The sequence below is a fragment of the Desulfovibrio sp. MES5 genome (genome assembly GCF_002237645.1).
Lineage (GTDB): Bacteria > Desulfobacterota > Desulfovibrionia > Desulfovibrionales > Desulfovibrionaceae > Desulfovibrio.
Genome location: NZ_MJUZ01000010.1, coordinates 39,178 through 66,034, shown reverse-complemented (window position 1 = coordinate 66,034; position 26,857 = coordinate 39,178). Strand labels below are relative to the sequence as shown.

The following is a 26,857-nucleotide window of genomic DNA, read 5'->3' as shown; positions in this document are numbered from 1 at the left end:
ATTCTCCTTTGGGCGTTTATTGCTTTTCGCGCCGGATGCGCGCGCCCACGGCATTAAGCTTGTGCTCGATATGTTCATACCCTCTGTCCAGATGATAGATGCGGCGCACTTCCGTAGTGCCCTGAGCCGCAAGCCCAGCCAACACCAGCGAAGCGCTGGCTCGAAGGTCCGAGGCCATGACAGGGGCTCCCGTGAGTTTCTGCACGCCGCGCACCATGGCCGTATGGCCTGAAACCTTGATCTGCGCGCCCATACGCATCAGTTCCTGAACATGCATGAAGCGGTTTTCAAAAATGCTCTCTTCCACAACGCTGGCCCCCTGAGCCAGGCACATGAGCGCCATGAGCTGGGCCTGCATGTCTGTGGGAAAGCCCGGGAAAGGCTGTGTTTTCACGTCCGCGCCGCGCAGGGGCGCGGAGCAGCAGCGGGCCAGCACGCCACTGTCCTGCGGGGTGATTTCCATCCCCATGCTGCGCAACTTGAGAATGACGGCCTCAAGCTCTTCATACGGGCAATTGTGCAGCAAAAGCTCGCCGCCCGTGATGCCCGCAGCCACCAGAAACGTGCCCGCCTCGATGCGGTCGGACATGACGGGGTAAACAGCGCTGTGCAACGAACTGACGCCCTTGATGCGGATGGTGGACGTGCCCTGCCCCGTTATGTGAGCGCCGCAGGCGCACAGGAAGTTGGCAAGGTCCACCACTTCGGGCTCGCGGGCCACGTTTTCAAGAATGGTTTCGCCTTCCGCCAGTGTCGCGGCCATGAGCAGGTTTTCAGTGCCGCCCACTGTGGGCATGTCAAAAGTGATGTGCGCGCCCGTGAGCTTGCGGCAGCGCCCGATGATGTACCCTTCTTCCAGCTGGAAGCTCGCGCCCATCTGTTCCAGGCCTTTGAGGTGCTGATCCACAGGGCGCGCGCCGATGGCGCAGCCGCCCGGCAGGGCGACGCGGGCCTGCCCGATACGCGCCAGCAATGGCCCGAGGCACAGCACAGAGGCCCGCATGGTGCGCACAAGGTCATACGGCGCTTCGGGCAGCAACGATCCGGGAGCGATTTTCACCTGCCCCTTTTCGTAGTGGCAGTCGCAACCGAGCACCCCAAGCAGGTTGAGGGTCGTGTGGATGTCGCGCAGGTCAGGCACATTGGTAATGGTGATGGGTTCCTCGGCAAGAATGGCCGCAAAAAGAATGGGCAGGGCCGCATTTTTGGAACCGCTGACTTCAATAGTGCCTGTAAGCGGCAGACCGCCTTCAATGACCAATTTGTCCATAACTATCCCCGAACGGTTATTGCCGCTTTGCGGCCGATGTTTGTCATGTGGTGTTTTACCCCGTCGGGCATACGCGAACGTGCGCGGACGAGTGAGAGCGGACACTGACGGGCTTGCCGTCCAGGGCCGGTACGGACCCGCAGGCTGCCTCTTGCGGCGGTTGGCGGAGTGTAATTTTTTTTCTAGATAAAATCCAGATCACGACCTCACTAAAAAAGTCTTGCCAAAAGAAATTATCCTGCTTATAAGAGCTTTCCCGTGGCGGAAGTAGCTCAGTAGGTAGAGCACCTGGTTGTGGCCCAGGTGGCCGTGGGTTCAAGTCCCATCTTTCGCCCCACAAATTTCCCGCGCCAGCACACGCCACGGCGCGGGTTTTTTTACGGAGCGTGGCGCAGCCTGGTAGCGCACCTGCTTTGGGAGCAGGGGGTCGAAGGTTCGAATCCTTTCGCTCCGACCAGATAAATCAAGGCATTACCGTCTTCTTGACGGCAATGCCTTTTTTTCGTGCGACGCTGGTGCGACGCAACTGCCTCCGGATCTACTCAAAATTTCCGCATCCTCATTCCCTTATGCCTATTCTCTCCTGCCATGCATCTTGGCGGGTGCGCCCGCCTACACTTTTTTCACAGATGGGCCGTAAGGTATTCTGCTGACACCATCCAGGCTCCCATATCTTCGCCCACCAGGCGCCCTCTGACGGCTTGTACGCGCGTCGATGGGGCTCGGTTGCGGGCGCTTCCTTCTCCGCCGGCGCAGCTGGCGTCCAAGGGGGCGGCCTTCCGCCCCTCCCCACGCCCCTCTTTCAAGAAAGACAGGGCAAAGTCACTCTGGAAAAAACCAAAAACAGCGCAGGCGTCACTGCAGAATTTTTTCGACCATTTTAAGGGCCGTGAAAAAGCTATTGCCATTGAAATTGCCAAGCCCAAGCGTTACGCAAAGGCAATTAACACCTATAAGGGCGAAAAAATTACCCCACCCCAGTTATTCCGGCATGTGTATGAACACATGACACCGCAAATGGCATTGTTTTGAGTGAGATGTAGACTTGGAATATGAAAAGCTGCGGTGGATTTACTGTCACTTTACATTACTTTTATCTACTTATCTTCAACATAAAGGAACTGATGATAGACGCAGGCAACCGTGTTATGGGCGGCCGTTACGTCCAACGCAAACGCGGCGGCAAAGGCTATTACTGGGGTCTGCGGCTGGCCGCGTAGCCAGCGCACTGTAGCCCACTCACATCACTGGCGCGTTCTGTTCCCCAAAACACGGCCTTGCCCCGCAGACTTCAAATAGAAGTAATCGTAACAGGCTGGCCAATCGCAGCAGTTCTTCATTAACGGGATGCAGCATCTCCAATGCCACACCACCTCCTGCGCATTAGCCACAGACAGCTACTCCCTATACTCTTTTTGTTACTCATTGTGAGCATACCTTCTTGCATATAATTGTTTAATACTTTAAGTAACTATCAGATATTCATGCGTACAACTTACTATTGGAGTAGCTTTATGAAAAAAGTCCTACTTGTTTTTTTAGTCGCCCTAACTCTTGCTGGCTGCGCATCCGCACAGAAGCATCGCAGCGATGTCAGGGATGATAGTGGGGAGAAGTTATCAGTTGCCGCCGTCCAGCGCGAAATTCGCGTTGGAATGTCAGGGGCTGAAGTCGTTTCAGTTTTGGGGGCGCCCAATATGGTTACCACTGATGCGCAACGACGCGAAACATGGGTTTATGACAAGGTTGCTACAGAAAGTGCAAAATCATCTTCTTCCGGGGGGCTTTGGCTCATATTGGCGGGTGTAAGTGGATCTTCCAGCGCGTCTTCCACCTCGCAGCGTACTCTCACTATTATCATCAAGTTCGACAATGACGGCAAGGTGCGGGATTATTCATACCGACAGTCTAGCTTCTAGGTAAATGTCATGCGCAATATTTTTATTTGTTGTCTTGCTTTGTCACTACTTATGGGCTGCGTTCAAAAAATACCTAAGGATGCCCTCAATCTTCCACAGGAATCTTTGGCAAACCGCCAAATGCAGACGCGAGTTTTTGAGACGACCAATAATAAAGCGATGCTCAGTGCCGCTTCCAATGTCATGCAGGATCTTGGGTTTACTCTGGAAGAAGCGGAATACTCGCTTGGAGTTATCACAGGATCAAAGCGCAGGGATGCCACGAGTGGCGGTCAGGTTGCCGGAGCGATATTCCTGGCGATTTTAACCGGTGTTGCCCAGCATGTGGACAAAGAACAAGTCATACGTGTTTCTATGATTATGCGCAGCCTGGAACCCTCCCCTGCTGAAACTTCTCAGGCAGTAAAAAATGCACCGTCTGAGCCTGTCACAAAAACAAAGGCAAACTCCAAAAATACGCTTAAAGAAGCCACCCCGCCCAAAGTGGAAGAAGTGGGACGCTCCACAGTGCGCGTGACCTTCCAGCGGGTTATCTTTAATACCGCAGGCCATGCCACATTGGCAGAACAAATCAATGACCCAGAAGTGTATAGAGCATTTTTCGACAAGCTTTCGCAGGCTGTATTCTTGGAGGCGCATCAAATATGAATACTGTTGCACGCATTCTTATTTTTATTCTTCTGGTCAGCCTGTCGGGCTGCGCGGTTCCCGCAAACCAGGGTGTTCTTGACAGCGGCGGCGAATCGCAACTCCGGTTGCGGCAGATACAAACGCGCTACTTTGACACTGCCGACAAGAAAAAAACCATGGAAAGCGTCATGGCAACGCTTCAGGATCTCGGCTTTGTCATAGATAAAGCATCCTTTGATTTGGGCAGTGTCAGTGCCACAAAACTGTCTTCCTACAGTTTACGCATGACGGTAAGTGTCATTCCTCGCAGCGAATCAAGAATGACCGTTCGGGCCAATGCTCAGTATAATATTCAGGCAGTTGATGACCCTACATTTTACCAACAGTTCTTTGATGCATTGTCCAAAAGCATGTTCCTGCAGGCACACCTTGAGGAATAGCTGAACTACACAACAACGTCTGGCGTGGTGAATTCCTTGCCTTTCTGTCAAAGGGCCCCAGAACACAATGGTTTCTGGAGCCCTTTTTTCGCGTTTTTCCATCCGCAACTAATACGCCGATTTCATTACGCAACACTTAAAAAAATTGTCTTCATTTTCTCCACTTCGCCAATCTACACTGACACGCCCTTTCTCCCAAGTTACAGCCTCGCAAAACTGCAACGCAAAATTGCGTCAGCCGTTGCCGCCACTCGGCGCGCTTTATTCGTTAGCCGCCTGCGGCTTACGAATAAAGACAGCAAAGCTACGGATAGCGACAGCACAGATGCGAGGAAACACGGCCACACTCACCTGAACCCCAAAAGCAGAACAAATAGCCGAATGGAATAAAGGCCTGCGCAAATGCACGCGTGGTCAGGAATATACCATCGGTTCGCGCCGTCTGCGCCGGGCAGACCTGCATGAAATTCGCAGCACCCTGGACTCGCTTAACGGTCAGCCCACGGTTGAAGATGAGCAGGCCGGACGTGGGGCCCTGCGTTTTACACAGCTTGTTCCCGGTCGCGGCGGCAGGGGAGCTACTGATGCCCAAAGCCCCGCAGCTCGAAATGAACTGGCTTGACCGCGCCATCGAATATGTTGCCCCGAATTGGGGCGCACGCCGCATGCAGTCGCGTTATACGATGACTGCCGCGCAGTACATCTGGCGCGATTGAGAGCACTGATGTCATCCATAAAAAGGTAGAAACTAAGCGGGTTATATATCGTCGTATATCTTCACAATACAAGTGTATATTACAACGCTGCAGGCTTTGGGAGCAGGGGGTCGAAGATTCGAATCCTTTCGCTCCTACCAGATTAACAAGAAAGGGATAGTTAAGTAAAAACTTAACTATCCCTTTCTTGCGTGTGAACGGGAGCGCCAAAAGTGGCGGATGGCAAAATTTTTCTAAAAGTTGGTATACGGCCCCCGTTAACAAAGTAGCCCGGTTAAGATAGTTTTCTTCCAGCTCTGGAAGAACAATAAAACGGCGCACCCGAAACACTAAAAGCAAGGCCCGCATCGTGCTTGAAGGATTTCGGGCGTGCGGCTACTCTCCGGCATAAAAAACGGCATGACCGTCAATGCCAAACGTGTGGTAGTCCTGCTGCGCTGGATGGCCTGAGAGTGGAGAGAGCAGCCTTGGGGCAAAGCGCATTCCCAGCGGGAGCATTCTCCCTCAAAGCCGCTTGATTTTCAGGGGGGCATGCCAGTGCACCGAATCCTGGGCATGAACATCAACCAGTATTCATGCTGGTGTGCGCGGGATGCCATCAGAGCCGGGAAATCAGCGTCCACCCCTGTACCATACCATTTATGCCGCCATGCGGGAAAAGGAATTCACCGTTCAGGACGGCGCCATTGAGCTCACGGGCATTTGCCCGCAGTGTGCTGCCAGAACAGAGTAATGTTGAAAGGCTTCGCTTTTCAATTTACCGTTCTGCAATGAATGTGATTTTCGACAGAATTTACACTACGTTGTGGCGTGCTATACTCGCGTGCAGCTTTAGAGCAGCACCCTCTTTCAAAGTTAAGATGCTCTAAAGCGCAAGAACGACAAAAAGGCATACTGCCGTCCTGGCATCCGTAGCGATCGTCCCCCTGCCGCTTCCAGACCACGCACCCCTTGCCTCTCCTGAGGAAAAAACATGAACATATCCTGCCGCGCTGTTTTCGTCCAAGTTGTGCACCTGTGTTTTTCCCTTCTACTTTTACCCGCCCTGTGCACGGCTGCCGCGCATTCTCCTGCGCCGCTTCTGCCCATGAAGGATTTTTTTCGTAACTTTGAGATGACCAGGTTCGACATTTCACCGGACGGAACAAAGCTGGCGTTTATGAAACCCTGGCAGCAGCGCATGAACATATTTGTTCGCGACCTGTCCACCGGCAAGGAAACGCAAGTCACCCACGAGTCTGTGGACAGCATCACGGGCTATCTCTGGAAAGGCAACGATACCATCCTGTTTTTCAAGGACAGAGGCGGCGATGAGAACGATCATCTCTGGCGGGTATCCATCGGAAGCGGCAAAGCCCTTGATCTCACGCCATTTCCCGCCGTTAAAGCGGCGCTTACGGACGATCTGAAGGATGATCCTGACCACATTCTTCTGGAGCTTAACAAGCGCGACCCGCGTGTTTTCGATGTTTACCGGTGTAACGTGAAGACCGGCCAACTGGACCTGGCGGCGGAAAATCCCGGCGATGTGGTGGACTGGCTGAGCGATCACAAGGGCAACATCCGCGTGGCTGTACGCAGCGACGGCCTGACCAGCGAGGTGCTGTACAGGAAGGATGAAGGCAAGCCTTTTGAAAAGCTGCTCGGCGCAGACTTCAAAAATACGCTGACGCCTCTCATGTTCAGCTATGACAATAAAAACATCTACATGCTTACCACACTGGACACGCCCGACGGCAAAAAGCATGACACGGCAGCCCTGTACGTCTACGACCCGGAGCAGCGCCGTTTCGGCACAGAACTTTTTTCGCACCCGGAAGTGGATGTTTCCGGTTTGAGGGCGTCGCGAAAGCGCAAGATCATCACGGCGGCCCAATACTATACCGACAAGGCGCATCTCCATTTTTTCACTGTTGCAGACAAGCAGCTTTACGACCGGCTGAAGGCCCTTCTGCCGGATATGGAAATACTGGTTACGGGCTATGACGATGCGGAAAACAAGCTGATTCTGCGCGCCATGAATGACCGCACCCCCGGGGCCTATTATCTTTACGATACGCTCACCGACCATCTGCAAAAACTTGCCGACCTTGCGCCGTGGATTGCGCCGGGCCAGATGGCTGTCATGCAGCCCGTCACGTTTACCTCCAGAGACAACCTGACCATACACGGCTACCTGACGCTGCCGGTGGGCGTACCCGCCCGCAACCTGCCCCTGATAGTTTTGCCGCACGGCGGCCCGCAAGCGCGGGATGTCTGGGGGTTTGACCGTGAGGTACAGTTTTTGGCCAATCGGGGCGCGGCGGTGTTACAGGTCAATTACCGGGGCTCCACAGGCTATGGAAAGCGGTTTACCCAGGCCGGTTTCAAAGAGTGGGGCCGCAAGATGCAGGATGACCTGACTGATGGCGTGCACTGGCTTATCGCCCAGGGCATCGCTGATCCCAAACGTGTGGGCATCTATGGTGGATCGTATGGGGGCTATGCGGCTCTTGCCGGGCTTGCGTTCACCCCTGACCTCTATGCCTGCGGCGTGAGCTATGTGGGGCCTTCAAACCTCTTCACCCTGCTCGAAACCTTGCCGCCCTACTGGGAACCCGAACGCCTGCGCGAATATGAAGTCATCGGGGACCCCGAAAAAGATAAAGACCTGCTCACGGCCGTGTCGCCTATCTTTCATGCCGACAAAATCAAGGCGCCTCTTTTTGTGGCGCAGGGAGCAAATGATCCTCGCGTCAACAAGGCGGAGTCGGAACAGATCGTCGCCGCTGTCCGTCGCCTGGGCAAGGACGTGGTATACATGCTCAAGGACAATGAAGGCCACGGCTTCCAGAAAGAAGAAAACAGATTCGACTTTTACCGCGAAATGGAAACCTTCTTTGGCAAGCATTTGGGTTTGCAGACAGAGGCTGGGCGCTAACAACCACCTCTTTAAACAACAGGACTATATCATTTAACGTAGCAAGAGCCTTTCACGCATAAAAAACGGGCTGAAGCCACAGCATTTTTTTCGCAAGCCCCATTGGTGGGAAGTGTACGACGCGGCAACCTGGTTTCAGCGCCTGCCAATGTAGTGAATCTGCCAGTTAAAAGAGTACCCGTGGCCACGTAAGGTGAACTGCGGGTGCTCTTTTTATGTTTGCCCACACATCGTGACCTCCCCCAATAAACAGAATCAGATAATCGGTGAGAACTTGGCAAAATGGATATGATGTCACAAACCGGATTTTGTCTCTAAAACGCGCATAGTTACGATGACAAGACAGTCACTGTCTCGCCTGTTGAAGAGGCGTGACTGCAGCAAGGTCAGGCGGCTTTTGAAGGGCGTCTTTTTGTCCGTTATCGCCTTTTTATTCCAAAATACCCATTGGCAAGTTACTGACATAACTGAATCCGAGGTGGCGGCCCGCGCTTTATTTTGGTCAGCATTCCACAAAGCCAGATACTTATGCTGCTGGACATAATACAAACAGTTTTAGTATTATAGGTACAAGACGATTGCTTTTTCAAAATAAAACATAGCTTTGCACTGGAGTATCTTCATGTTCCACTGTGTGTTACGCATCTGCCTCTGCTCTTCGGAGCCGTTGCCTGAAGCCACGTTCAAGGCTTTGCAGGCTGATGCTGACTTCAGACACAAGGTAACCTTCAGTGCTGAAGCTCAATCCCTTTCTGCGGAAGATCTGTCCAAAGAAGATATTTTTCTCCTTGATTCCTCGCACCTTGCCTTACTGCCTGACCTCAGAAAAACAGCCAAACCCGCTGCGCGGATTGTGCTCATAAACACCGCAGGGGAAGAAGCCGCCCTGCCAGAATGTGTGGTTTCCCTGCTGGACGATATCTGGCCCTTGTCGGAAAACCCGGCGGTTGTCGCCCTGCGGGTCAACAGCCTGGTACGCGACGCATTGCTGCGCAAAGAGCACGCGCTGTTGCAGCACTGCCTGGAAACCACCATTGATACGACGCCCGACCTGATCTGGTTCAAAGACATCCGGGGCGCGCATCTCAAGGTCAATCAGTCCTTTTGCCGCTTTGTGGGAAAAAGCAAAGAGGATATCGCCGGGCGGGGGCACTACTATATATGGGATATTGAGCCGGACGAATATGCAGAGAGCGAATTTGTTTGCCTTGAGACTGAAGAGGAAGTCATTGCCCGTGGCGTGACCTGCATCTTTGATGAAACGGTGAAAACCAAAATGGGCATGCGGCAATTCAAAACGCGCAAGTCCCCCATATTTGACGAGTACGGGGCCATCATCGGCACGGTGGGCATTGCCTATGACATGACAGATATTACCAAATCGAGCGCCGAGATTGAAATAATCCTGCAAAACCTGCCCTTTGCAGCCATGATTTTGGATGAAGAAAACAGGATTGCCAACGCAAACCAGCAGTTTCTGGATTTTTTCCGCTTCGAGAGCACCAAAGAAATTTTGGGCTGTTTTCGCTCCCACGTCCGCGCCATTGCCATCAAAGACCATCACTTGAAGCAGGTCGGCGACCACCTTGAAATACGCTCGTGGAAAAAGGGCGAAGAAGTCATCCTTGAGTCTTACGAAAAAGAAATCGTAGACATGTTCGAAAACCGCATCGGCATGCTGGTCATTTACAGAGATGTGACGTCGGAGCGTTACTCAAAGCAGCTGCTGGAACGCACTGCCAATACCGACGAACTTACCGGCCTGTACAACAGAAGATATTTTTACAGCCAATTGCCGGAAACCGTTGAAATGGGATCGGCGCTGCTTTTTGTGGATCTGGATGACTTCAAAATAGTTAATGATACGTACGGGCATCGTGCCGGAGACGACGCCTTGAGGCTGACGGCACGTCTTTTGAAAAAACACTTTAGCGATGCCGTCATCTCTCGCATCGGCGGCGACGAATTTGTTCTGTATCTGGCCAAAGCCCCCAGCATAGAACAGGTGGTCAACCGGGCATGTCGCCTGCAAAAAGCCATGAAGTCCATTTTTACAAAAGATACGCCCTGGCACGGGCTGTCCGCCAGCATTGGCGTCGTTGTGGCCAATGCGGCCGACATTGGCCGGGACGAACTGGTGCGGCGCGGCGACATTGCCATGTACGAGGCAAAACGCCGGGGAAAAAACAGGGTGTGCCAGTACCAGCATAAAGCTGATGCGCCGCACGAGGGACCCTCCCCCCCGTTGGGTGTCGCACTGTGCCCCCCCTGCCGCCAACGCGAGGGGCACCGGGCAAAAAAAAGACTGTCCTGATGCGCAGGTAAGCCCATACCGCACAGGTTGCCGCCGGCAGGCCCGCGCGGCTGCGCCCGACATGCCCAATGGCACGATGCGCCGCCCTTTTCGCGGCTGCCAGTGCTGCTACCGCTAATGGTTATGGAATCTTCCATAACCTTTTTCTTTTTTGACCATGCAAAGCCCGGCGCACGGCCCTACGCAGACCGACAAAATGCGCACGACGCAGCCCCCCAACACAACCTCAGCATGCTGCGCTGCGCCCCCACCCCGCCTCTGACACAATACGCGTAACCACCGAAAGCGCCTTACTTTTACTGCCGCCATACGGCATGAGCGATTTCTGCCATCAAAGCTTAAAACATACCAATATAGTATTAATTAAACAATACATAACCAGTTTTATTGACGAATATGATGCAGGCTCAGAATATTTATGCTAGGAGTTAAAAAATACCTTCTTACTATGATATGGGCCTGCAACTTTACTGGTTGCACGTAGTAAGCGAACCGTTTCAAGGCACAATACTCTACTTTCAATTCGGGGTTAACTGTATGAAAAAATTGCTTATTCTTGGTGCTGGCGCTGGTGGAACCATGATTGCCACAAAGATGAGAAAGTTATTGAGCGAAAGAGAATGGGAAATAACCCTCATCGACCGCGATCCTGTCCACCACTATCAGCCCGGCTGGCTGCTGGTTCCTTTTGGAGTCGACACGCCGCAGGGTTGTGTGCGCCCCAAGAAAGACTTTATCAGCCGCGGCGTTAATTTTGTCCTTGACACTATTAACGCGGTTGATCCTATATCCCGCAAGGTAGAATGTCAGAACGGCACCTACACCTATGACTGGATAATCATTGGCACGGGCGCAAGAATCGCTCCCGATGAAGTTCCCGGCCTGCTGGACGACTGGGGCGGCAAAATCCACAACTTCTACACCCCCGACGGCGCGGCCGCCCTGTACGAAAAGATGAAGCGCTTCAAGAAGGGCAGGCTCGTTCTGCACATCTGCGAAACGCCCATCAAATGCCCTGTGGCGCCTCTGGAATTCGTGTACATGGCAGACTGGTACCTGCAGAAAATGGGCGTGCGCCAGAATGTCGAGATCGAGCTTGTCACCCCGCTGACCGGCGCGTTCACCAAGCCTGTGGCCAACAACATCCTTGGCGCGCTTTGCGAACAGAAGGGCATCAAGGTCACGACCAACTGGACCGTGGACAGCGTTGAGGCCGACCGCTCCGTCATCGCGTCCGTCACTGGCGATGAAATCCCCTACGACCTGCTGGTGACCATTCCCCCGAACCTGGGCCAGGAATTCCTCATTGATTCGGAAGTTTCCGACGTGACCGGCTATGTCGACACCGACAAGGAACTGCTGCGCGCCAAGAAGTTCGACAACATGTATGTCGTCGGCGACGCCACCAACGTGCCCGCCTCCAAGGCCGGTTCGGTCGCCCACTTTGAAGTGGACGTCATCGCCCAGAACCTGATGTCCGACATTGAGGGAACCGACAACTACTACCGCTTTGACGGCCACACCAACTGCTTTATCGTCACGGGCTTCGAAAAGGCCTCGCTCATCGACTTCAGCTACGCCGTCGAGCCCCTGCCCGGCATGTTCCCCCTGCCCGGCGTCGGCCCCTTTGAACTGCTGGGCGAAAGCCACATCAACTACTGGGGCAAGCTCATGTTCAAATGGGTGTACTACAACCTCATGCTCAAAGGCCACGAGCTTCCGTTTGAGCCCAACATGTACCTTGCAGGGAAAGATGCCTCCTTGCTGCGCAACAAGTAGGTTGGAGGGGATATGACACCTGAAGATAAAATCCTCGAACGGCTGAACGCCATTGAAGATCGGCTTGCCGACCTTCAGGCGAGCAAGGAAAACAGCAGCATGCTGATGGAGCAGTTGACGCCCATCGGCAACCACGCGTTTCGTCTTATGGTTGAAGAGTTGGAAATCCTCAATGGCCGGGTTACGCTTGACGATATCCTTGACCTGGCCAGAAAGGGGCTGCTGACGGTCCCCAGGCTTACCTGGCTTCTCGACCAGATCGAAAACGCCACTGACCTGTGGCATGTGCTGCATCCCGCTGTGGGGCAGACCTTCCCGCATATCGTTGAAAAGATGGGCGAGTGGGAACAGAAGGGCGTGTTCAAAAAGGCCGCCGCTCTCAAGGATGCCGGCGGCAACCTGCTGGACGGCATGACCCCTGAGGACATCGCCAAAACGGGCGAAGGCCTCGCCTTTGTGACCAGCCTGATGCAGCGTCTTGCCGAGCCCGAACTGCAAAGCAAGATCACGGCCATGCTTGATCTGATGAGCGCCATTGACACGTCAAACGTGAAGCCCGCTGGCATGCTGTCCATGCTGGGCGCGCTGCGCAGCCCCGAAGGCAGGCAGGCCCTGGGCCTGGTGGTGGAAGTGCTGAAAGCTGCCGGCAAATTCTCTGCAGAAGGGAATTCGTCCAAATAGCGCTGTATATATGACAAGGGCGGGCCGCACGACTGAGCCGCATGCCGGGAATCTCCGATTCCGCCACGGCATGGGGCCATTCGCGCGGCCCGCTCTTTTTACATTGCCTGCCTGCAGCCGTTCACTCACTGTAGGCGGCCGCAGCCTGTGGGCACGCCGCGCCTGCGATTATACTGCTGCCTGCGGGCATGCCGCTGCCGCCCTGTCCTGGTGTCGCCACAGGCAAGCCCGCACGCCTTGCCCTTGCCGGGCGTGCCTGCGCATCCCCCCAAAATGCCCGCTGTTGACTATAACGCCCGTATCAAGCAACGTATTTCAGCCAAAGCCAGAACGCTAACCCGTGAGTCTGCGCTGCGGGTTCGGGCAGACCAATCTGGCGCAGGCCCGGCCTCACTGATATGCTCTGGAGCAGCTAACAAATGAAATGCGCTGCCTGCTCTGCAAGGATTTTCCTGAAAAATCCTTGCCAAGAAATGCGCGCAGGCGGGCTTTTGCCTGCCGTAAGAGAGCATTTCAAGTGCTAAATGCCCCAGAGCAATTTCACTTTGAAATTGCTCTGGCGGATGCGGGAACAGACGCCCACCGCGAAGACAGCACCGCTGTTTATCTGCGCGGTTACGCGCCAAAGCGGGCGTCTTGGAAATATTGCTTCAGGCGTTGTGACGCAGGAAACTACGCTTGAAGACAGCATGCGTAACGACACAGCTTGTTCCATACAATCGCTGTCGCCATCCGTAACGATGCTGTCCTGCCCCGTAAGGCGGTTCCCGCCAACGGTTCAGGCAAGCCCTGCGGGCAACGGCTGCCGCGAGAATACGCCTGAAGACAGTAGTTGGTTACACGACCCCTAATTGGAAGAACCGCTGTCGCTATCCGTAAGCCCGCCAGGAGCGGGCAACGGCTGCCGCGAGAATGAATATTCGCAATGCGAAAATGCCCTATAAGACCTCGGGGGTTTTTATGTCGCTGATTCTCGCCATCAACCCCGGATCAACAAGCACCAAGATCGCGCTGTATGATGACGCGTCTCCAGTATTTATGGAGAACATAGCGCATGCCCGTGAAGATCAGGCTCGATACCACGCCATCACCGACCAGTATTTGTTCCGGCTCGAGCCCATACTGGCCGCGCTTGAAAAACACCATACGCCCCTGACCAGTCTGGATGTTGTGGTCGGCCGGGGCGGGCTTTTGCCGCCTCTTGAAGCCGGGGCCTACCTCGTTGACGATAGCATGCTGGACTATCTGCGCCGCGCGCCCAGAGGGGAGCACGCCTCAAACCTTGGGGCCTTTCTTGCCAAGGGCATAGCGGACAAGGTGGGCATCAAGGCGTACATTTATGACCCGGTGACCGTGGACGAAATGGTCCCCGTGGCGCGCATCACCGGGCTTCCGGACATACAGCGCCGCTGCATGGCGCACAACCTCAACATGCGCGCCTGCGCCATCAAATACGCGGAAGAACGCGGTAAAAACTATGCCGACCTGACCCTGATCGTGGGGCATCTGGGCGGCGGTTTTTCCTTCACCCTGCATGACCACGGCAGAATCGTCGATATTGTTTCCGATGACGAAGGGCCGTTTTCGCCGGAGCGCATCGGCGGCGTGCCTGCCTTTGCGCTTATGGAGTATGTTCTTGAATCCGGGCATGACGCCAGGGCTTTCATGCGCCAGTTCCGGGGGCAATCGGGCCTGTTCGCCCATTGCGGCACCACCAACGCCAGAGAAATCGAACAACGCATCGCTCAGGGCGACGTCCAGGCGGCTCTGGTCTATGACGCGATGATCCTCAACATCGCCAAGGCGCTGGCTGGCCTTTCCACAGTCGTGTGCGGCGCTGCCGAAGCCATCATCCTGACGGGCGGCCTGGCCCACTCTGAAATAATTGTAAAACAGGTGACAAGGCGCGTCAGACATATTGCCCCCGTGGTTTGCATGCCGGGCGAAAATGAAATGGAAGCCCTGGCCGCAGGCGCGCTGCGCGTTCTACGCAAGACGGAAGAGGCAAAGCTGTTTCCTGAAGAGGCAGAAGCCGCGCCCTGATATGCCCCGGTGTTTGCGGCGCAATGCAGGGACGCTGACGCTCCATTTTCACGTCAGTACAAGCCATCGCAGGAGTACGTAGGATGGATTATTATAAAAACTGGGAAGAAGTCATAGCAAACGTTTCCGAGTTTCCGCACCCGGAACGGCTGGTGATTGTCTGCGCGGACGATGCCCGCGCTCTTGAAGCCGCCCAGAAAGCAGCCGCTCACGCGACAGTGGCCCCCATTCTTGTGGGCGACAGAACGAAAATCGTACCACTGGCAGAAGCCGCTGGCATGGATCTGGCCCGGGTTCCCGTGCATCACGAACCTGACAACGACAAGGCAGCAGCGCTCGCGGTTTCGCTCATACGTGAAGGCAAGGCCGACTATCTCATGAAGGGGCATATTGAAAGCAGCGTCCTGCTCAAGGCTGTCGTCAACAAGGATCACGGCCTCACGCGCGGCAGGCTGATCAGCCACATCAGCTACATCGAGGCGCCCGGCTACCACAAAATGATCGCCATCACGGACGGCGGCATGGTTGTCTACCCCACCCTGGAGCAGAAAAAAACCATCATGGACCATGCGGTCAACATGCTGCTGACCATGGGCTACAGCAAGCCCAAGGTGGCCGTTCTCGCGGGCATTGAAAAGGTCAATCCCAAGATGAGGGAAACCGTGGAAGCGGCGGCCCTCAAAGAAATGAACCGCAGAGGAGAGATCAGGGATTGCGTGGTGGAAGGCCCCATTTCTGTTGACATCGCCCTTTCCAAAGAAAAAGCCCTGCAAAAGGATTTCGTCAGCGAAGTGGCGGGCGAAGCGGATATTCTGCTTGTGCCGGACCTGTGCTGCGGCAACTGCATAGCAAAAATACTGCTTGAAATGGCCGGGGGCAGAATGGCTGGCGTGGTTGTGGGCGCTGCCGTGCCCATCGTGCTCACGTCACGCTCTTCATCAATGGAAGAAAAATATCTTTCCCTCGTCATCTCCGCCGCGTTCAGCGCCAGAAAAATCAAAAATCTGGAATAAGGTGTCGGGCCAGAGCGATGTCATTTTGCATTGCTTTTTGGGGAATGCTTTGTGGGAGAGGGACCCTTTTGTAAAAGGGTCTCCTCCCCCACGCCCCCACCCCCTAAAACTCTTGTTTTACGTCTGTATAATAGTACAGCGGGTTTCCTCATCTGAAGCGGAGTTCCAGAGGCAGCGCCTCCGGTATCAAGCCGCCGCAAAGCGTCTCTGCTTCAACGCTTGAAAAAGCTCGCCTGACCGCGCCAAATGCCAGAATAACAGCAAAACCTTCTGACTGTTGCGCCAAACCACCCCCTCGGCTTGTGTTTGGCGGCCTTTTGGTGGAAGCTTACAAAGCCGGATCCGACGACACGGCGTCAGACGTCACGGCATCCGAATCATGGCGTCCGACAACACGGCATTCGGGGGCGGCATCCGGCGACTGGCATCAGGCGTCATGCCGCCCGTACAGGCCCCTATCCCGCCACAACGGCATACAGCAACCTCTTCAGGGGCACTGGCACATCCAGACAGTCCCTGCATACTTTTATCGGCTCCGGAGATTTTTCATGCTTACCTTTGACATGACCGCCACCCTCGTGATCCTTACGGGGGCCGTCATCCTGCTTGTCACTGAAGTTGTGCGCAACGATGTGATCGGCATACTTATAGTTCTTGCGCTGACATTCAGCGGCGTGCTCACGGTGCAGGAATCGCTTTCAGGTTTTTCCAGCCCCACGGTTCTTATCATCAGCTGCATGTTTATCGTTGGCAAAGCCATACTGCATACGGGCGTGGCGCAGCGCGTGGGCGATTTTATCATCCGGCGCGGCGGCAGAAACGAAAAACGCCTGCTGGCCATGATTATGGGCGCGTCGGCCTCAGTGGGCGCATTCATGAGCTCCACGGCCACGGCTGCCATCTTTATTCCCATTACCCTTGCCGTGGCGGAAAAAACCCGCATCAACCCCAAACGCCTGCTCATGCCCCTGGCTTTCGCCTCACTTATCAGCGGCATGATGACTCTTGTGGCCACAACCCCCAACATCATCGTCAACGGCATCCTGCGGGAACGCGGCGCGGAGACGCTGGGTTTTTTCAGTTTTACGCCTTTTGGCATAGTGATTCTGGCACTGACCATCGGCTTCATGATGCTGTTCGGCCAGAACATGCTGGCCCCCAAAGGCGCGTCAGCGGAGCTGAAAAAAGGCCTTTCCATTGACGACTTGCTGCGCTACCACGAAATCAACAAGAGCCTGTCTCTTCTGCTCATTCCCGAAGGTTCCGGCCTTGTGGACCGCAGCGTCGCGCGCATGCAGCTCAGCGCGCGCTTCGGCGTGACCCTGCTGGCGGTGGAAAGCGCCGGGCACGGACGCAAACGGATCATCGCTGCCGCAAAACCCGAAATGGTGTTGCAGGCTGGCGACCTGCTCATGCTCATCGGTACCGACGCGCAGTTGCAGGCCTTTATCGAGGAGTTTTCGCTGGAACGGATTTCCGCTTCCGCCTCCAGGCGAAAAAGCTTTTTTCAGGTGGTGGGCCTTGCGGAAGTGATGCTCAACCCCGAATCTTCACTTATCGGCAAGTCGCTGAAAGAAACCCTTTTTCAGACAACGTTTCAAAGCATGGTGCTGGGCATCCGCCGCAAGGGAAAAACCCAGACGGAAGAACTGGCGGACATCCCCCTGAAGTTTGGCGACGTTTTGCTGGTCTGCGGCGCATGGGCGGACATTCTGCATATGGAGCGCAACAAGAGCCAGTACCTGCTGCTCACCCTGCCGCAGGACTACAAAGAGGTTGTTCCCGCGCCGCAAAAGGAAAAAGTCACCCTTGCCATTCTGGGCGTTATGGTTGCGGTCATGGCCTCTGGCCTGCTGCCGCCGGTAACCGCCATCCTTGCCGCCACGGCCGCTCTGGTGCTCGCGCACTGCGCGCCTATGAACTCCATCTACGAGGTGGTGGACTGGCAGACCATTGTGATGCTCGCGGGCATTCTGCCCCTTGTTCTGGCCTTGCAGAAAACAGGGCTGCTGTCGCTGGCTTCTGACGGGTTTATCGGCATTCTTTCAGGCAGCGGGCCTTTCATCATTCTGGCAAGCCTGTTTCTTATCACGGCCATACTGGGTTTCTTTCTTTCCGGCACGGCGGTTGCCGTGCTTATCGCCCCCATGGCGGTTGATATCGGCCTGAAGCTTGGCATCAGCCCGCAGGCATGCGCCATGACCGTGGCCATTGCCAGTTCCGCCGTCTTTGTGTCCCCGCTGGGGTCCGCCGTGCACCTGCTGGTGCGCGACCCCGGCGGGTACGTCGCCAAGGACTACGCCAAGGTCGGCGCCCCCCTGCTTGGCCTCTCCCTGCTGGCAACGCTGGCGCTGTGCTGGTTCATCTATTTGCGGTGATTTGCGGCCTGCCCCGAAGTGCCACAGCCTTTTAAGGCGATGACGATCTGGACTGCTTTGGGGGGGAAGGACCCTTTTGCAAAAGGGTCCTTCCCCCATACCCCCTCCCCCTAAAACCCTTATTGCCGAGTTGAATACCATTACGTGCGTTCTTATCTGAGGCGAATATTTTTGTGATAGAGGCTTCCCGGCAGCACGCCATTTCAGCGTGAACTTGGATTAATCTGCTTCGGCCTCCGGGTGCTGTTTACGGTAACGCTGTACCCTGCATGCAATGCAAAAGGCCTCCTGGCAACAGGAGGCCTTTTGCATTGCAGCCATACGCCCAATGCGCGAAGGATTCGGTTTTGGCCGCGTCCCGTTAGGCGCGCCATGGTTTGGGCAATATCTCGCCCGGCAAAAATACCTGACACAGCAAATACATTTCCCTTGCATGCCATTATCTCCATCTATCTGAATACACACATAAAAAATATTTGATCACTTTTTACTCAAAAAGCAATTGACATTCGATTTCATTTTTGTAGACTCACCTAAACAAATTAGACAAGACTAACTTAGCGGGCAGCCCAACCCGCAAAGGAAAAATCATGCAATTCGATACGCACGGTTCATCTAAGGCAACCCAGACCGACATTAGCAAGTCATCTGCTCTGAATTCGCTCAAACGGCCAGACCCTGAAAAATACTTGGCCAAAGAAGGGGTATCTTCGCTCTCTCACGCCTTTGAGGGTAAAATCGCCATTCATCCTGGCCTGGGCGGCAACACCACATCCGCCGAAGAAATGCAGTCAGCGCTTGACGGCCTGCTGCAAAAACCCCTGCGCGGAAAAACCGTTGCCTACATTCATGTGCCCTTTTGCCAGACTCACTGCCTGTACTGCGGCTTTTACAACAAACCCTACCGTACCGACGAAAGCCGCTACTATGCCGACGCCCTGCTTGCCGAGCTGGCCTTGTGGCGCGACAGCCCTGCTGTGCAAAGCACGCCGGTGCACGCCCTCTACCTTGGCGGCGGCACGCCCACGGCCCTCGAGGCCGAGGATCTGGAGCGGATACTCAAGGCCGCGCGTGAGACCCTGCCCCTGGCCAATGACTGCGAAGTGACCGTTGAGGGCCGGTTGACCAACTTTGACGCCCGCAAGATGGAAGCCTGCTTTGCGGGCGGAGCCAACCGCTTTTCCCTTGGCGTGCAGAGCTTCAACACCAGCATCCGGCGCTCCATGGGGCGCATTGGCGCAGGAGAAGACATGGCCCGTGGGCTTGAGCAGCTCATGAGCTACGACCAGTCCGCCGTTATTGTGGACCTTATCTACGGTTTTCCCAGACAGACCATGCAGCACTGGCTTGAAGACATAGCCATGGCCCAGTCGCTCAATCTTGACGGGGCCGACTGCTACCAGCTCAACGTGTACGGCCAGACCCCCCTGGGCAAGGCCATCAAGGATGGCAGCATTCCTCCCGCTGCGGCCATCCCGGAACAGTCAGCCATGTTTGCCGCCTCGGTGGAAGCCATGACAGCGGCCCGTTACCGCCGCCTTTCCATCAGCCATTGGGCGCGCACCTCCAGAGAACGCAACCTGTATAACCTCTATGTCAAAGGCTCCGCCAACTGTCTGGCCTTCGGCCCTGGCGGCGGCGGCAACTTTGCCGGCAACTTCTACATCAACACCCCGGACTACGCATCATGGCTGCAGCAGGTGGCCGAGGGGCGCAAACCCCTGGGCATGCTGCAAACGCCGCCAGACCATTACTTTCTGTTCAGGGCCGTGGCCGAGGATATGGAGCAGGGCTGTCTGAACCTGTCCGCCCTTGAAGGCCGCTTTGCCCTGCCCCTTGATGCGATCTGGTCTCCCCTGCTGGCCCAGTGGCAGCGCGCGGGTCTGGTCATGCAGGATGGGGGGCGCGTCACGCTGACTCTGGCCGGGCAGTTCTGGCAGGTGAATCTTTCACAACTGTTGCTCAACTATCTCAAACTCGTACTGGAGGAAAACGATGATCTTGCTGCGTAATCTGCGCAGGCATGCTCTACCCCTGGGTCTGGCAGGGGTACTGTTCTGGAGCGCTCCTGCCCATGCCGAACCTCTTCAGACCGATACCGTCAAGGTATCAGCATCACGCGTTGAAAAAGAGCTGCTGGATGTGCCTATGGCCGTAAGCGTGGTGACTGAAGAGCAAATCAAGCTCTCCCCGGCAGCCACAGTGGGCGGAATTCTGCAGGACATTCCCGGCGTGCAGGTTGTCAATTCGGGGGCGCAGGGCTTGAAGCGCATCGCCATACGCGGCGAGAGTCCCAACCGCGTGCTCATCCTCATCGACGGCCAAAAGATCGCTGAAAACAAGTCCATGGATGGCTCGGCCCTGCTTGTGGACCCTGCCATGATTGAAAGAATTGAAGTCATCAAGGGCCCGGCCTCGGTGCTGTACGGCTCTGAAGCAATGGGCGGCGTCATCAACATCATCACCAAGAAGGGCGGCACAAAACCCATTCAGGGGCAGATCACCACAAGCTACAACGGCGCCACGCGCGGCTTCGACGAAAGCCTCTCGCTCTTTGGCGGCTATGAAGGCCTGAAGTACAGGGTCACAGGGGCCAACACCTACCAGCACAACCTGTCCACCCCTGACGGCGAGGCCCAGCACTCCAAGTTCAAGCAGCAGTCCGGGTCCGCATTTCTGAGCTATGACTTCACCCCCCACCTCACAGTGGGCGGCCTGTACGAGCAATTTTACAGCGAAATTCTCGCCGGCGACACAAGCACGCCCAACTTTTTCGTGGATATGTCTCCTTGGGAGCGCAAAAAGGCCGCCGTATTCGCCGAAATCAAGGACATAGCCTCCTTTCTGCCGCGCCTGCGCATGGATGCCTTCTGGCAGCACAACCGGAAAAAAATGCTCAACCATGTAGAGTCGGCAAGCGGCGCCATATCCGTTCTTATGGACAACTACGCCAACAACAAGAACGAACAGTGGGGCGCAAGCCTCCAGTCCGACTGGGCCATTGGCGAAAACAACTACCTTATCACGGGCTATGAGTTCAACAGGGACGGTCTGGACGCCAAAACCGACACAGACATGACCATGAACATGAGCCCCATGATGAAAACCCTGACCAACAGCCACTACAAGTACAAGGGCTACATGGACACCCACGCCCTATACGCGCTGATGGAAAGCAAACTACCCTGGGACTTCACGCTGTCCTACGGGGTGCGTCAGACCTGGGTGAGTTCTCACATGGGCACGGCCGAGGGCTGGCAACGCAAAAAGACTTCCATGTCCCCCAATGCCACCATCGGCCCTATCAATGCTGGTTCCCCCGGTGACACATGGGAGTCGCAGCCGGTGTTCAACGTCTCACTCATGTGGCAGGGCATTCAGGATCTGACCCTGCGCGCGGGTTTTTCGCAGGGATTCCGCGTGCCCAACCTGCAGGAAAAATACGTCCTCTCCAGCATGGGCGGCGGCACGGTATATCCCAACCAGGACCTCAAGCCTGAAAGGTCCAACACCTGGGAACTGGGCGCGCGCTACTACGCGCACGGCCTCAGCCTTGACGTTACGGGCTTCTATACCGTGGCTGACGATTACATTTCTTCAATGCAGACCGGAACCAACCTGTACCACTACCAGAACGTCAGCAAGGCCAAGACCCACGGCGTGGAGTTCAGCGCGGGCTACGACCTGCCTTTCGGGTTTACTCCCTACATCGATGTTACCTGGATGAAGCGCGAGTTCAACAACGACAAGTACAAGACCTGGAAAACCGGCACGCCCGAATGGACAGGACGTACCGGCGTGCGCGCGCTCTACCCCGTCAATGACAACCTCGACATCATTGGCGACGCCTACATCCGCTTTGCCAGCAAAACCGAGCAGGAGACCGGCACAGTTACACGCACCATATATTCCAATGACGCATGGACCACGGCCAACGCCATGCTCGGCGTAAAGTTCGGCTCTGAAAAGCAGTACTCCGTTATCGGAGAAGTGCTTAACATTTTTAATGAAAAATATGCGCTCGATACGGGCAATGCCATCTACGAACCCGGGGTGCATGCCAACATCAAGGTCAGCGTAGAGTTTTAATAATCAGGTCCGTCTCTTTTGACATTGAATTTCATTTTTGATTGAGATAAGAGACGGGCCAGGAGATACATCATGAAGTCCACGGTCAACCGCTACTGGAATGCCCATGAGCTGGTGGTCATCGGAGTATTTTCGGCAGCCGCCAAGATTTCCACCCTGCTGGTGGCCCTGGCTGGAGGAGGCATGAATCCCGTGTCCCTCCTGCTGAAAAACCTCGTCTTCACCACCCTGCTGATAGTCATGCTCTACAAGGTGCGCAAACCCGGCACCCTGCTGCTTTTCGTGCTTATCAACATGCTGGTGAGCGCGTTGCTGCTCGGCGCAAGCCTCACGCTGCTTCCGGCCATGCTTCTGGCGGCCCTGATTGCGGAAACGGCGGCGGCCCTGACGGGCGGGCTTTCACGGCCCTGGGGGCCTCTGGTGGCTGTGGCCGTATTCGACCTCTTGTTCCGCATCTGTTCCCTGGGCGTTTCCTGGCTGGTCATGCGTGAAAACCCCGCCATGCTCGTGGCAGCCGTGCCCATTGTGGGTCTGGGCTACGTGGGCGCTCTTATCGGCCTTTTTACCGGCGTAAAAGCCGTCAGGGAGCTGCGCCATGCAGGCATCGTACGCCAGTAACCGTCCCTTGCCGCAAGGCTGGCTATATGAGGCCGACGTGCGGGCAAAAATCGGAGTGAGCGTTCTTGCCTCGGTGGGAACCCTGGTCATCTCCAACCTTGAGGGGCAACTGCTGCTGGCCGGGGCCTCGCTGTGCTATGCCCTGTGCATGCGCAGACCCCTGGCCCTGCTCGCCGCCTACGCCGTTATGGCTGTCATGATCTGCCTGGCCATGGGCTGCGTATGGATTATGGGCAAGTTCTCTCCCCGGCTCATGGGCAGCATGAACTTCATATCACTGACCATTCCCTTTCTGCGAATGCTGACCATGCTGCATGTGGTGCTGCCCCTGGCGCTTTCCAGCCGGGTGCAAAACCTGCTGGACGCCCTGCGGGGGCTCAAGCTGCCCTTCTGCATCTATTTGCCCGCTGCCGTCATCATCCGCTTCATCCCCACCTTTATCAACGACGTGAAGCAGGTGACGGAATCCCTCAAGATGCGCGGCTACCGGCTGAACCCGTGGACAATGACCCGCCATCCCGCGCTCAGCATGCGCCTGTTGCTCACGCCGCTGCTTTTCCGCTCGTTGCGCACGTCTGAGGATCTGGGCGTTGCCGCAGAACTCAAGGGGCTTGGCATGGGCGAAAAACTCACGCCCTATCGCAAAAGGGCCTGGACCAGTCGCGACAGCCTGCTGCTGGCCGCCGCCCTGCTTGTGGTGACCGTCGCCATTGCCTGCCAGTACACGTTGGCCAGTCCCACCACAGGAGGCATGCGCTGATGCTGCGCTTTGAAGATGTCAGCTATACCTATCCTTTTCAGGAACGACCGGCGGTGAGCCATATCTCGCTGCACGTCAAACCCGGCGAAGTGGTGCTCTGCACCGGGGCGAGCGGCTGCGGCAAATCAACGCTCATTCGTCTGGCCAACGGCCTGTGCCCCCTGCACTTTGCGGGCAGGCTCCAAGGCCGGGTGCTGGTCAACGGCGTTTCCACCCTGGAGCAGGATCTGCCCCACCTCGCGCGGCAGGCAGGCACGCTTTTTCAGGACCCGGAGCAGCAGTTCTTTGCCCTCAACGTGGAGGACGAACTGGCCTTCGCCCTGGAATGGCAGGGCATGCCCGAGGAACAGATGCACGAAACCGTGAAGCGCTCGGTGCGTGAATTCGGCCTGCATCCGTTGCTGGGCGCGTCCATTCATGAACTTTCTGAAGGCCAGAAGCAGAAGGTGGGGCTGGCCACCCTGTGGACGCAAACGCCCCAGGCGCTGATTCTGGACGAACCCACCGCCAACCTGGACCCGGAATCCACCGTGGAACTGGCCCTGCAGCTCGGGCAGCTCAAGGCGCAGGGCATGGCCATCCTTGTGGTGGACCACCGCCTGTACTGGCTGGCCGACGTGGCCGACAGGGTCATTGTCATGCAGGACGGGCACATCCGGGAGCAGGGGGAATTTTCCCTCCTGCACGATGCGGAACTGCGCGCCCGCTACGGCCTGCGCGAAGCCAGCGTTCCCGACGTGCGCCACACCCTGCCCTCCTGTTCCGCCGCCGGGCAGCACCCGGTGGAGGCGCATAATCTGACCTATGCCCACACCGGGCAGGAGCCGCTGTACCGCAACGCCCGTTTTGGGCTGCCTTCCGGCATCACGGCGCTCATCGGCCCCAACGGCACGGGCAAGACAACGCTGGCGCGCGTGCTGGCCGGGCTGAACCAGCCCCAGGCCGGAGAAATCACCATGGACGGCCTCCCTCTGAACCCGCGCCAGCGTTTGTCTGACACTGGCATTGTGCTGCAGAACGCCGACCACCAGTTGCATATGCGCACGGCCCTGGCCGAGGTGCAGACCTGCCTTGACCTCGCAGGACAAAAGGGCGGCAACGCCGCCATGGAGCTGCTGGAGGCCTTTGGTCTGGAATCCCTTGCCAGCCGCCATCCCCAGTCCCTTTCCGGCGGCGAAAAGCAGCGCCTTGTCATTGCCTGCGCACTGGCAAAAAAACCGCGTCTGCTCATTCTGGACGAACCCACAAGCGGTCTGGACGGGCAGAATATGTCGCGGCTGGCGCAGGCGCTGGAAACCCAGACGCAGGACGGGCGCTGCATCCTGCTTATTACGCATGACCTTGAATTACTGGCCCGTATGGGCCGACATGCCCTGCGGCTGCCCCTGCCGCCGGAATTACGCGCAACCGGCGAACGAGGGGCCCGCACCGACACACAGGAAGCCGTCACCACGGCCGCATAAAGGAGAATTTCAGCATGAGTACTTGCACTACAGACGTTGCCGGGGCCGAAAGCCTGCGTCAGCAGGTGGAAACACTGCTGGCCGAACAGAAAATGGTCATGCTTGATACCATTGCCCGCCACTGCTCCGTCAGTGAACTGACCGCCGCCCGCGCCCTGCCCGGACACATGAGGGCATTTGCCCCTGGCTCGGCCTTTGACGACGTGTGGCAGGGGCTGACCCAGTGGCCCGGCGCGACCTTCATCATGCGGCACGCACGCAGCGTTGTGGAAATCAAGGGGCGCATCCCCGGCGGCAAGCACGCTGGCGGCTACTTCAATCTTGAGCACGGCCTTCCTCTGGGCGGTCATATCTGCAGCGACGAAGCGGCCCACATCTGTTTTCTCTCCCTGCCCTTCATGGGTCTTGAAAGCCACAGCGTGCAGTTCATTGATGCGGCCGGGGCCGTATTGTTCGCCATCTATGTGGGCCGTGAGAAGAAAGCGCTTATTCCTGAAGCCCGCGACGGTTTTTTTGCCCTGCGCGGCGCTTTCGGCAAGGAGGACATATAATGAAAAGTCTTGTGGTGTATTCTTCGCGTACCGGCAATACCCGTAAAATAGCCGAGGCCGTGGCCGAAGCCCTGCCCGGCTGCCATCTGCACTCTGTGGAGGAAGCGCCGCAGCCCGAGGGATACGACCTTGTGGCCGTGGGCTACTGGGTAGACAAGGGCATGCCCGATGATGCGGCCAAAAAATATATGGAGCGGATCAAAAACAGCACGGTGGCCCTGTTCGGCACGCTGGGCGCGTGGCCGGATTCGGAACACGCCGCCCAGTGCAAGGTGCAGGGCGAGGCTTTGCTGACTGATCCCGCGCAGGGCAATACCGTGCTTGGGACATTTCTTTGCCAGGGCCGCGTAGACCCCGCCGTGGTGGCCATGATGCAGAAAATGGCCAACAACGGCCACCCAATGACTGAAGAACGCCGCGCCCGCCTTGAAGAAGCAGCCAAACATCCCGACGCGGAAGACTGCCGCAAAGCGCGTGAAACTTTTGCGGATTTTGCCCGCACACTTGACTCCAAGCCTGGCGCTGAACCCGCCCGGAATAACGCATAAGGATACCAGCCATGAATTTGGCCGCCATTTACAATGCCATTGGCCCTGCGGGCTGCGCCCTTGTGGTTGTGGGCTGCGCCGGCGTGTACATCGCCTTTCGCACCTATTTTTATCTCGCTCTGGTCTGGCGAAACTTCCAGCACGGCTTTCTTGACCTGGAAAGTACGGGCGAAAGCCGCTGCCTGCGCAACAACAACAGCGACAACCCGCTGATCGCCATCGTGCGTGACGTGGTCAAGACCCACAGCGGGCATTCACAGGATATCAGGGCCGAAGTGGCCTACCTGTTCCACCGCAATTTCGAGCAGACCACCAAGAGCCTGTGCTGGCTGCGCCTTGTGGCCATGATCTCTCCCCTGATGGGCCTTCTGGGCACGGTGCTTGGCATGGTGCGCGTGTTTCAGGCCATTGCCGACACCGCCAGCCCCGACCCTGCCCAACTGGCGGCAGGCATCTGGGAGGTGCTCATCACAACGGCCATGGGCCTGAGCGTGGCCATTCCCATGCTGATCGCCTATTACTTTCTGCTGCTCAAGTTCAAGGGCTTTCATATTGAAGCCGTGGAACACAGCTACCGCGCCCTTGAACTTTGCCAGGGGTCGGCCCGGCATGCCCACGCCGCCGTGCCCGGCGTGCCCGGCGCGTCTGTCGTGCCCGGCGTGAAGCGCGTTGTGGCCAACGCCCCGGCCTCATGCCCTGTCAGTCCGGAACCGGAATCCGCATAA

21 protein-coding genes and 2 tRNA genes are annotated in these 26,857 nt (G+C 56.5%); 22 read left to right on the top strand and 1 reads right to left on the bottom strand.

Going from position 1 to position 26,857, the window contains the following annotated elements:
- Positions 1–16 precede the first annotated feature (16 nt).
- Positions 17–1,270, bottom strand: a complete 1,254-nt coding sequence (gene murA / locus BCS36_RS03400; RefSeq protein WP_291301521.1) for a UDP-N-acetylglucosamine 1-carboxyvinyltransferase — start codon at positions 1,268–1,270, stop codon at positions 17–19.
- A gap of 261 nt (positions 1,271–1,531) precedes the next feature.
- On the opposite strand from murA, the gene BCS36_RS03395 reads away from it, so the two are divergent.
- From BCS36_RS03395 to BCS36_RS03290, 22 genes are all read left to right on the top strand, one after another.
- Positions 1,532–1,607 (top strand) — tRNA-His (locus BCS36_RS03395).
- A gap of 43 nt (positions 1,608–1,650) precedes the next feature.
- Positions 1,651–1,727, top strand: a tRNA-Pro gene (locus BCS36_RS03390).
- Between the two features lie 269 nt (positions 1,728–1,996).
- Entirely contained in the window at positions 1,997–2,302 is a 306-nt protein-coding gene (locus tag BCS36_RS03385) for a hypothetical protein (RefSeq protein WP_291301520.1), read from the top strand.
- Positions 2,303–2,784: 482 nt separating this feature from the next.
- Complete coding sequence (gene bamE / locus BCS36_RS03380) at positions 2,785–3,189, top strand: outer membrane protein assembly factor BamE (protein WP_291301519.1); 405 nt, start codon at positions 2,785–2,787, stop codon at positions 3,187–3,189.
- Positions 3,190–3,198: 9 nt separating this feature from the next.
- Positions 3,199–3,837, top strand: coding sequence for a hypothetical protein (locus BCS36_RS03375; RefSeq protein ID WP_291301518.1), 639 nt, complete (start codon positions 3,199–3,201; stop codon positions 3,835–3,837).
- A complete protein-coding gene (locus tag BCS36_RS03370) occupies positions 3,834–4,259 on the top strand; it encodes a hypothetical protein (protein WP_291301517.1) in 426 nt (141 codons plus the stop codon). Before BCS36_RS03375 ends, BCS36_RS03370 begins: the two co-directional genes overlap by 4 nt.
- 584 nt (positions 4,260–4,843) lie before the next feature.
- Entirely contained in the window at positions 4,844–4,975 is a 132-nt protein-coding gene (locus BCS36_RS03365; RefSeq protein ID WP_291301516.1) for a hypothetical protein, read from the top strand.
- Between the two features lie 1,180 nt (positions 4,976–6,155).
- A complete protein-coding gene (locus BCS36_RS03360; protein ID WP_291301515.1) occupies positions 6,156–7,895 on the top strand; it encodes a S9 family peptidase in 1,740 nt (579 codons plus the stop codon).
- 622 nt (positions 7,896–8,517) lie between these two features.
- Positions 8,518–10,209: a sensor domain-containing diguanylate cyclase gene (locus BCS36_RS03355; protein WP_291301514.1), complete on the top strand. Its 1,692-nt coding sequence runs from the start codon at positions 8,518–8,520 to the stop codon at positions 10,207–10,209.
- 537 nt (positions 10,210–10,746) lie between these two features.
- The gene (locus BCS36_RS03350; protein ID WP_291301513.1) at positions 10,747–11,988 is read left to right on the top strand and encodes an FAD/NAD(P)-binding oxidoreductase; all 1,242 of its coding nucleotides are present in this window, start codon (positions 10,747–10,749) and stop codon (positions 11,986–11,988) included.
- A gap of 12 nt (positions 11,989–12,000) precedes the next feature.
- On the top strand, positions 12,001–12,669 hold the full coding sequence (locus BCS36_RS03345) for a DUF1641 domain-containing protein (protein WP_291301512.1): 669 nt from the start codon (positions 12,001–12,003) through the stop codon (positions 12,667–12,669).
- A 960-nt stretch (positions 12,670–13,629) separates the two neighbouring features.
- Positions 13,630–14,712: a butyrate kinase gene (gene buk / locus BCS36_RS03340; RefSeq protein WP_291301511.1), complete on the top strand. Its 1,083-nt coding sequence runs from the start codon at positions 13,630–13,632 to the stop codon at positions 14,710–14,712.
- Between the two features lie 83 nt (positions 14,713–14,795).
- Positions 14,796–15,725 carry a bifunctional enoyl-CoA hydratase/phosphate acetyltransferase gene (locus BCS36_RS03335; RefSeq protein ID WP_291301510.1) on the top strand — a complete coding sequence of 310 codons (930 nt, stop codon included), beginning with the start codon at positions 14,796–14,798 and terminating at the stop codon, positions 15,723–15,725.
- A 548-nt stretch (positions 15,726–16,273) separates the two neighbouring features.
- Entirely contained in the window at positions 16,274–18,103 is a 1,830-nt protein-coding gene (locus BCS36_RS03330; protein ID WP_291301509.1) for an SLC13 family permease, read from the top strand.
- A 590-nt stretch (positions 18,104–18,693) separates the two neighbouring features.
- Entirely contained in the window at positions 18,694–20,115 is a 1,422-nt protein-coding gene (hutW, locus tag BCS36_RS03325) for a heme anaerobic degradation radical SAM methyltransferase ChuW/HutW (RefSeq protein WP_291301508.1), read from the top strand.
- Positions 20,099–22,192 carry a TonB-dependent receptor gene (locus BCS36_RS03320; RefSeq protein ID WP_291301507.1) on the top strand — a complete coding sequence of 698 codons (2,094 nt, stop codon included), beginning with the start codon at positions 20,099–20,101 and terminating at the stop codon, positions 22,190–22,192. Before hutW ends, BCS36_RS03320 begins: the two co-directional genes overlap by 17 nt.
- Before the next feature lie 72 nt (positions 22,193–22,264).
- Positions 22,265–22,810, top strand: coding sequence for an MptD family putative ECF transporter S component (locus tag BCS36_RS03315; protein ID WP_291301506.1), 546 nt, complete (start codon positions 22,265–22,267; stop codon positions 22,808–22,810).
- A complete protein-coding gene (locus BCS36_RS03310; protein WP_291301505.1) occupies positions 22,788–23,570 on the top strand; it encodes an energy-coupling factor transporter transmembrane component T in 783 nt (260 codons plus the stop codon). Before BCS36_RS03315 ends, BCS36_RS03310 begins: the two co-directional genes overlap by 23 nt.
- A complete protein-coding gene (locus BCS36_RS03305; protein WP_291301504.1) occupies positions 23,570–25,033 on the top strand; it encodes an ABC transporter ATP-binding protein in 1,464 nt (487 codons plus the stop codon). The genes BCS36_RS03310 and BCS36_RS03305 overlap by 1 nt, the downstream gene beginning before the upstream one ends.
- A gap of 14 nt (positions 25,034–25,047) precedes the next feature.
- A complete protein-coding gene (gene hutX, locus BCS36_RS03300) occupies positions 25,048–25,584 on the top strand; it encodes a heme utilization cystosolic carrier protein HutX (RefSeq protein WP_291301503.1) in 537 nt (178 codons plus the stop codon).
- Positions 25,584–26,132, top strand: coding sequence for a flavodoxin family protein (locus BCS36_RS03295; RefSeq protein ID WP_291301502.1), 549 nt, complete (start codon positions 25,584–25,586; stop codon positions 26,130–26,132). Before hutX ends, BCS36_RS03295 begins: the two co-directional genes overlap by 1 nt.
- 11 nt (positions 26,133–26,143) lie before the next feature.
- Positions 26,144–26,857 carry a MotA/TolQ/ExbB proton channel family protein gene (locus tag BCS36_RS03290; protein WP_291301501.1) on the top strand — a complete coding sequence of 238 codons (714 nt, stop codon included), beginning with the start codon at positions 26,144–26,146 and terminating at the stop codon, positions 26,855–26,857.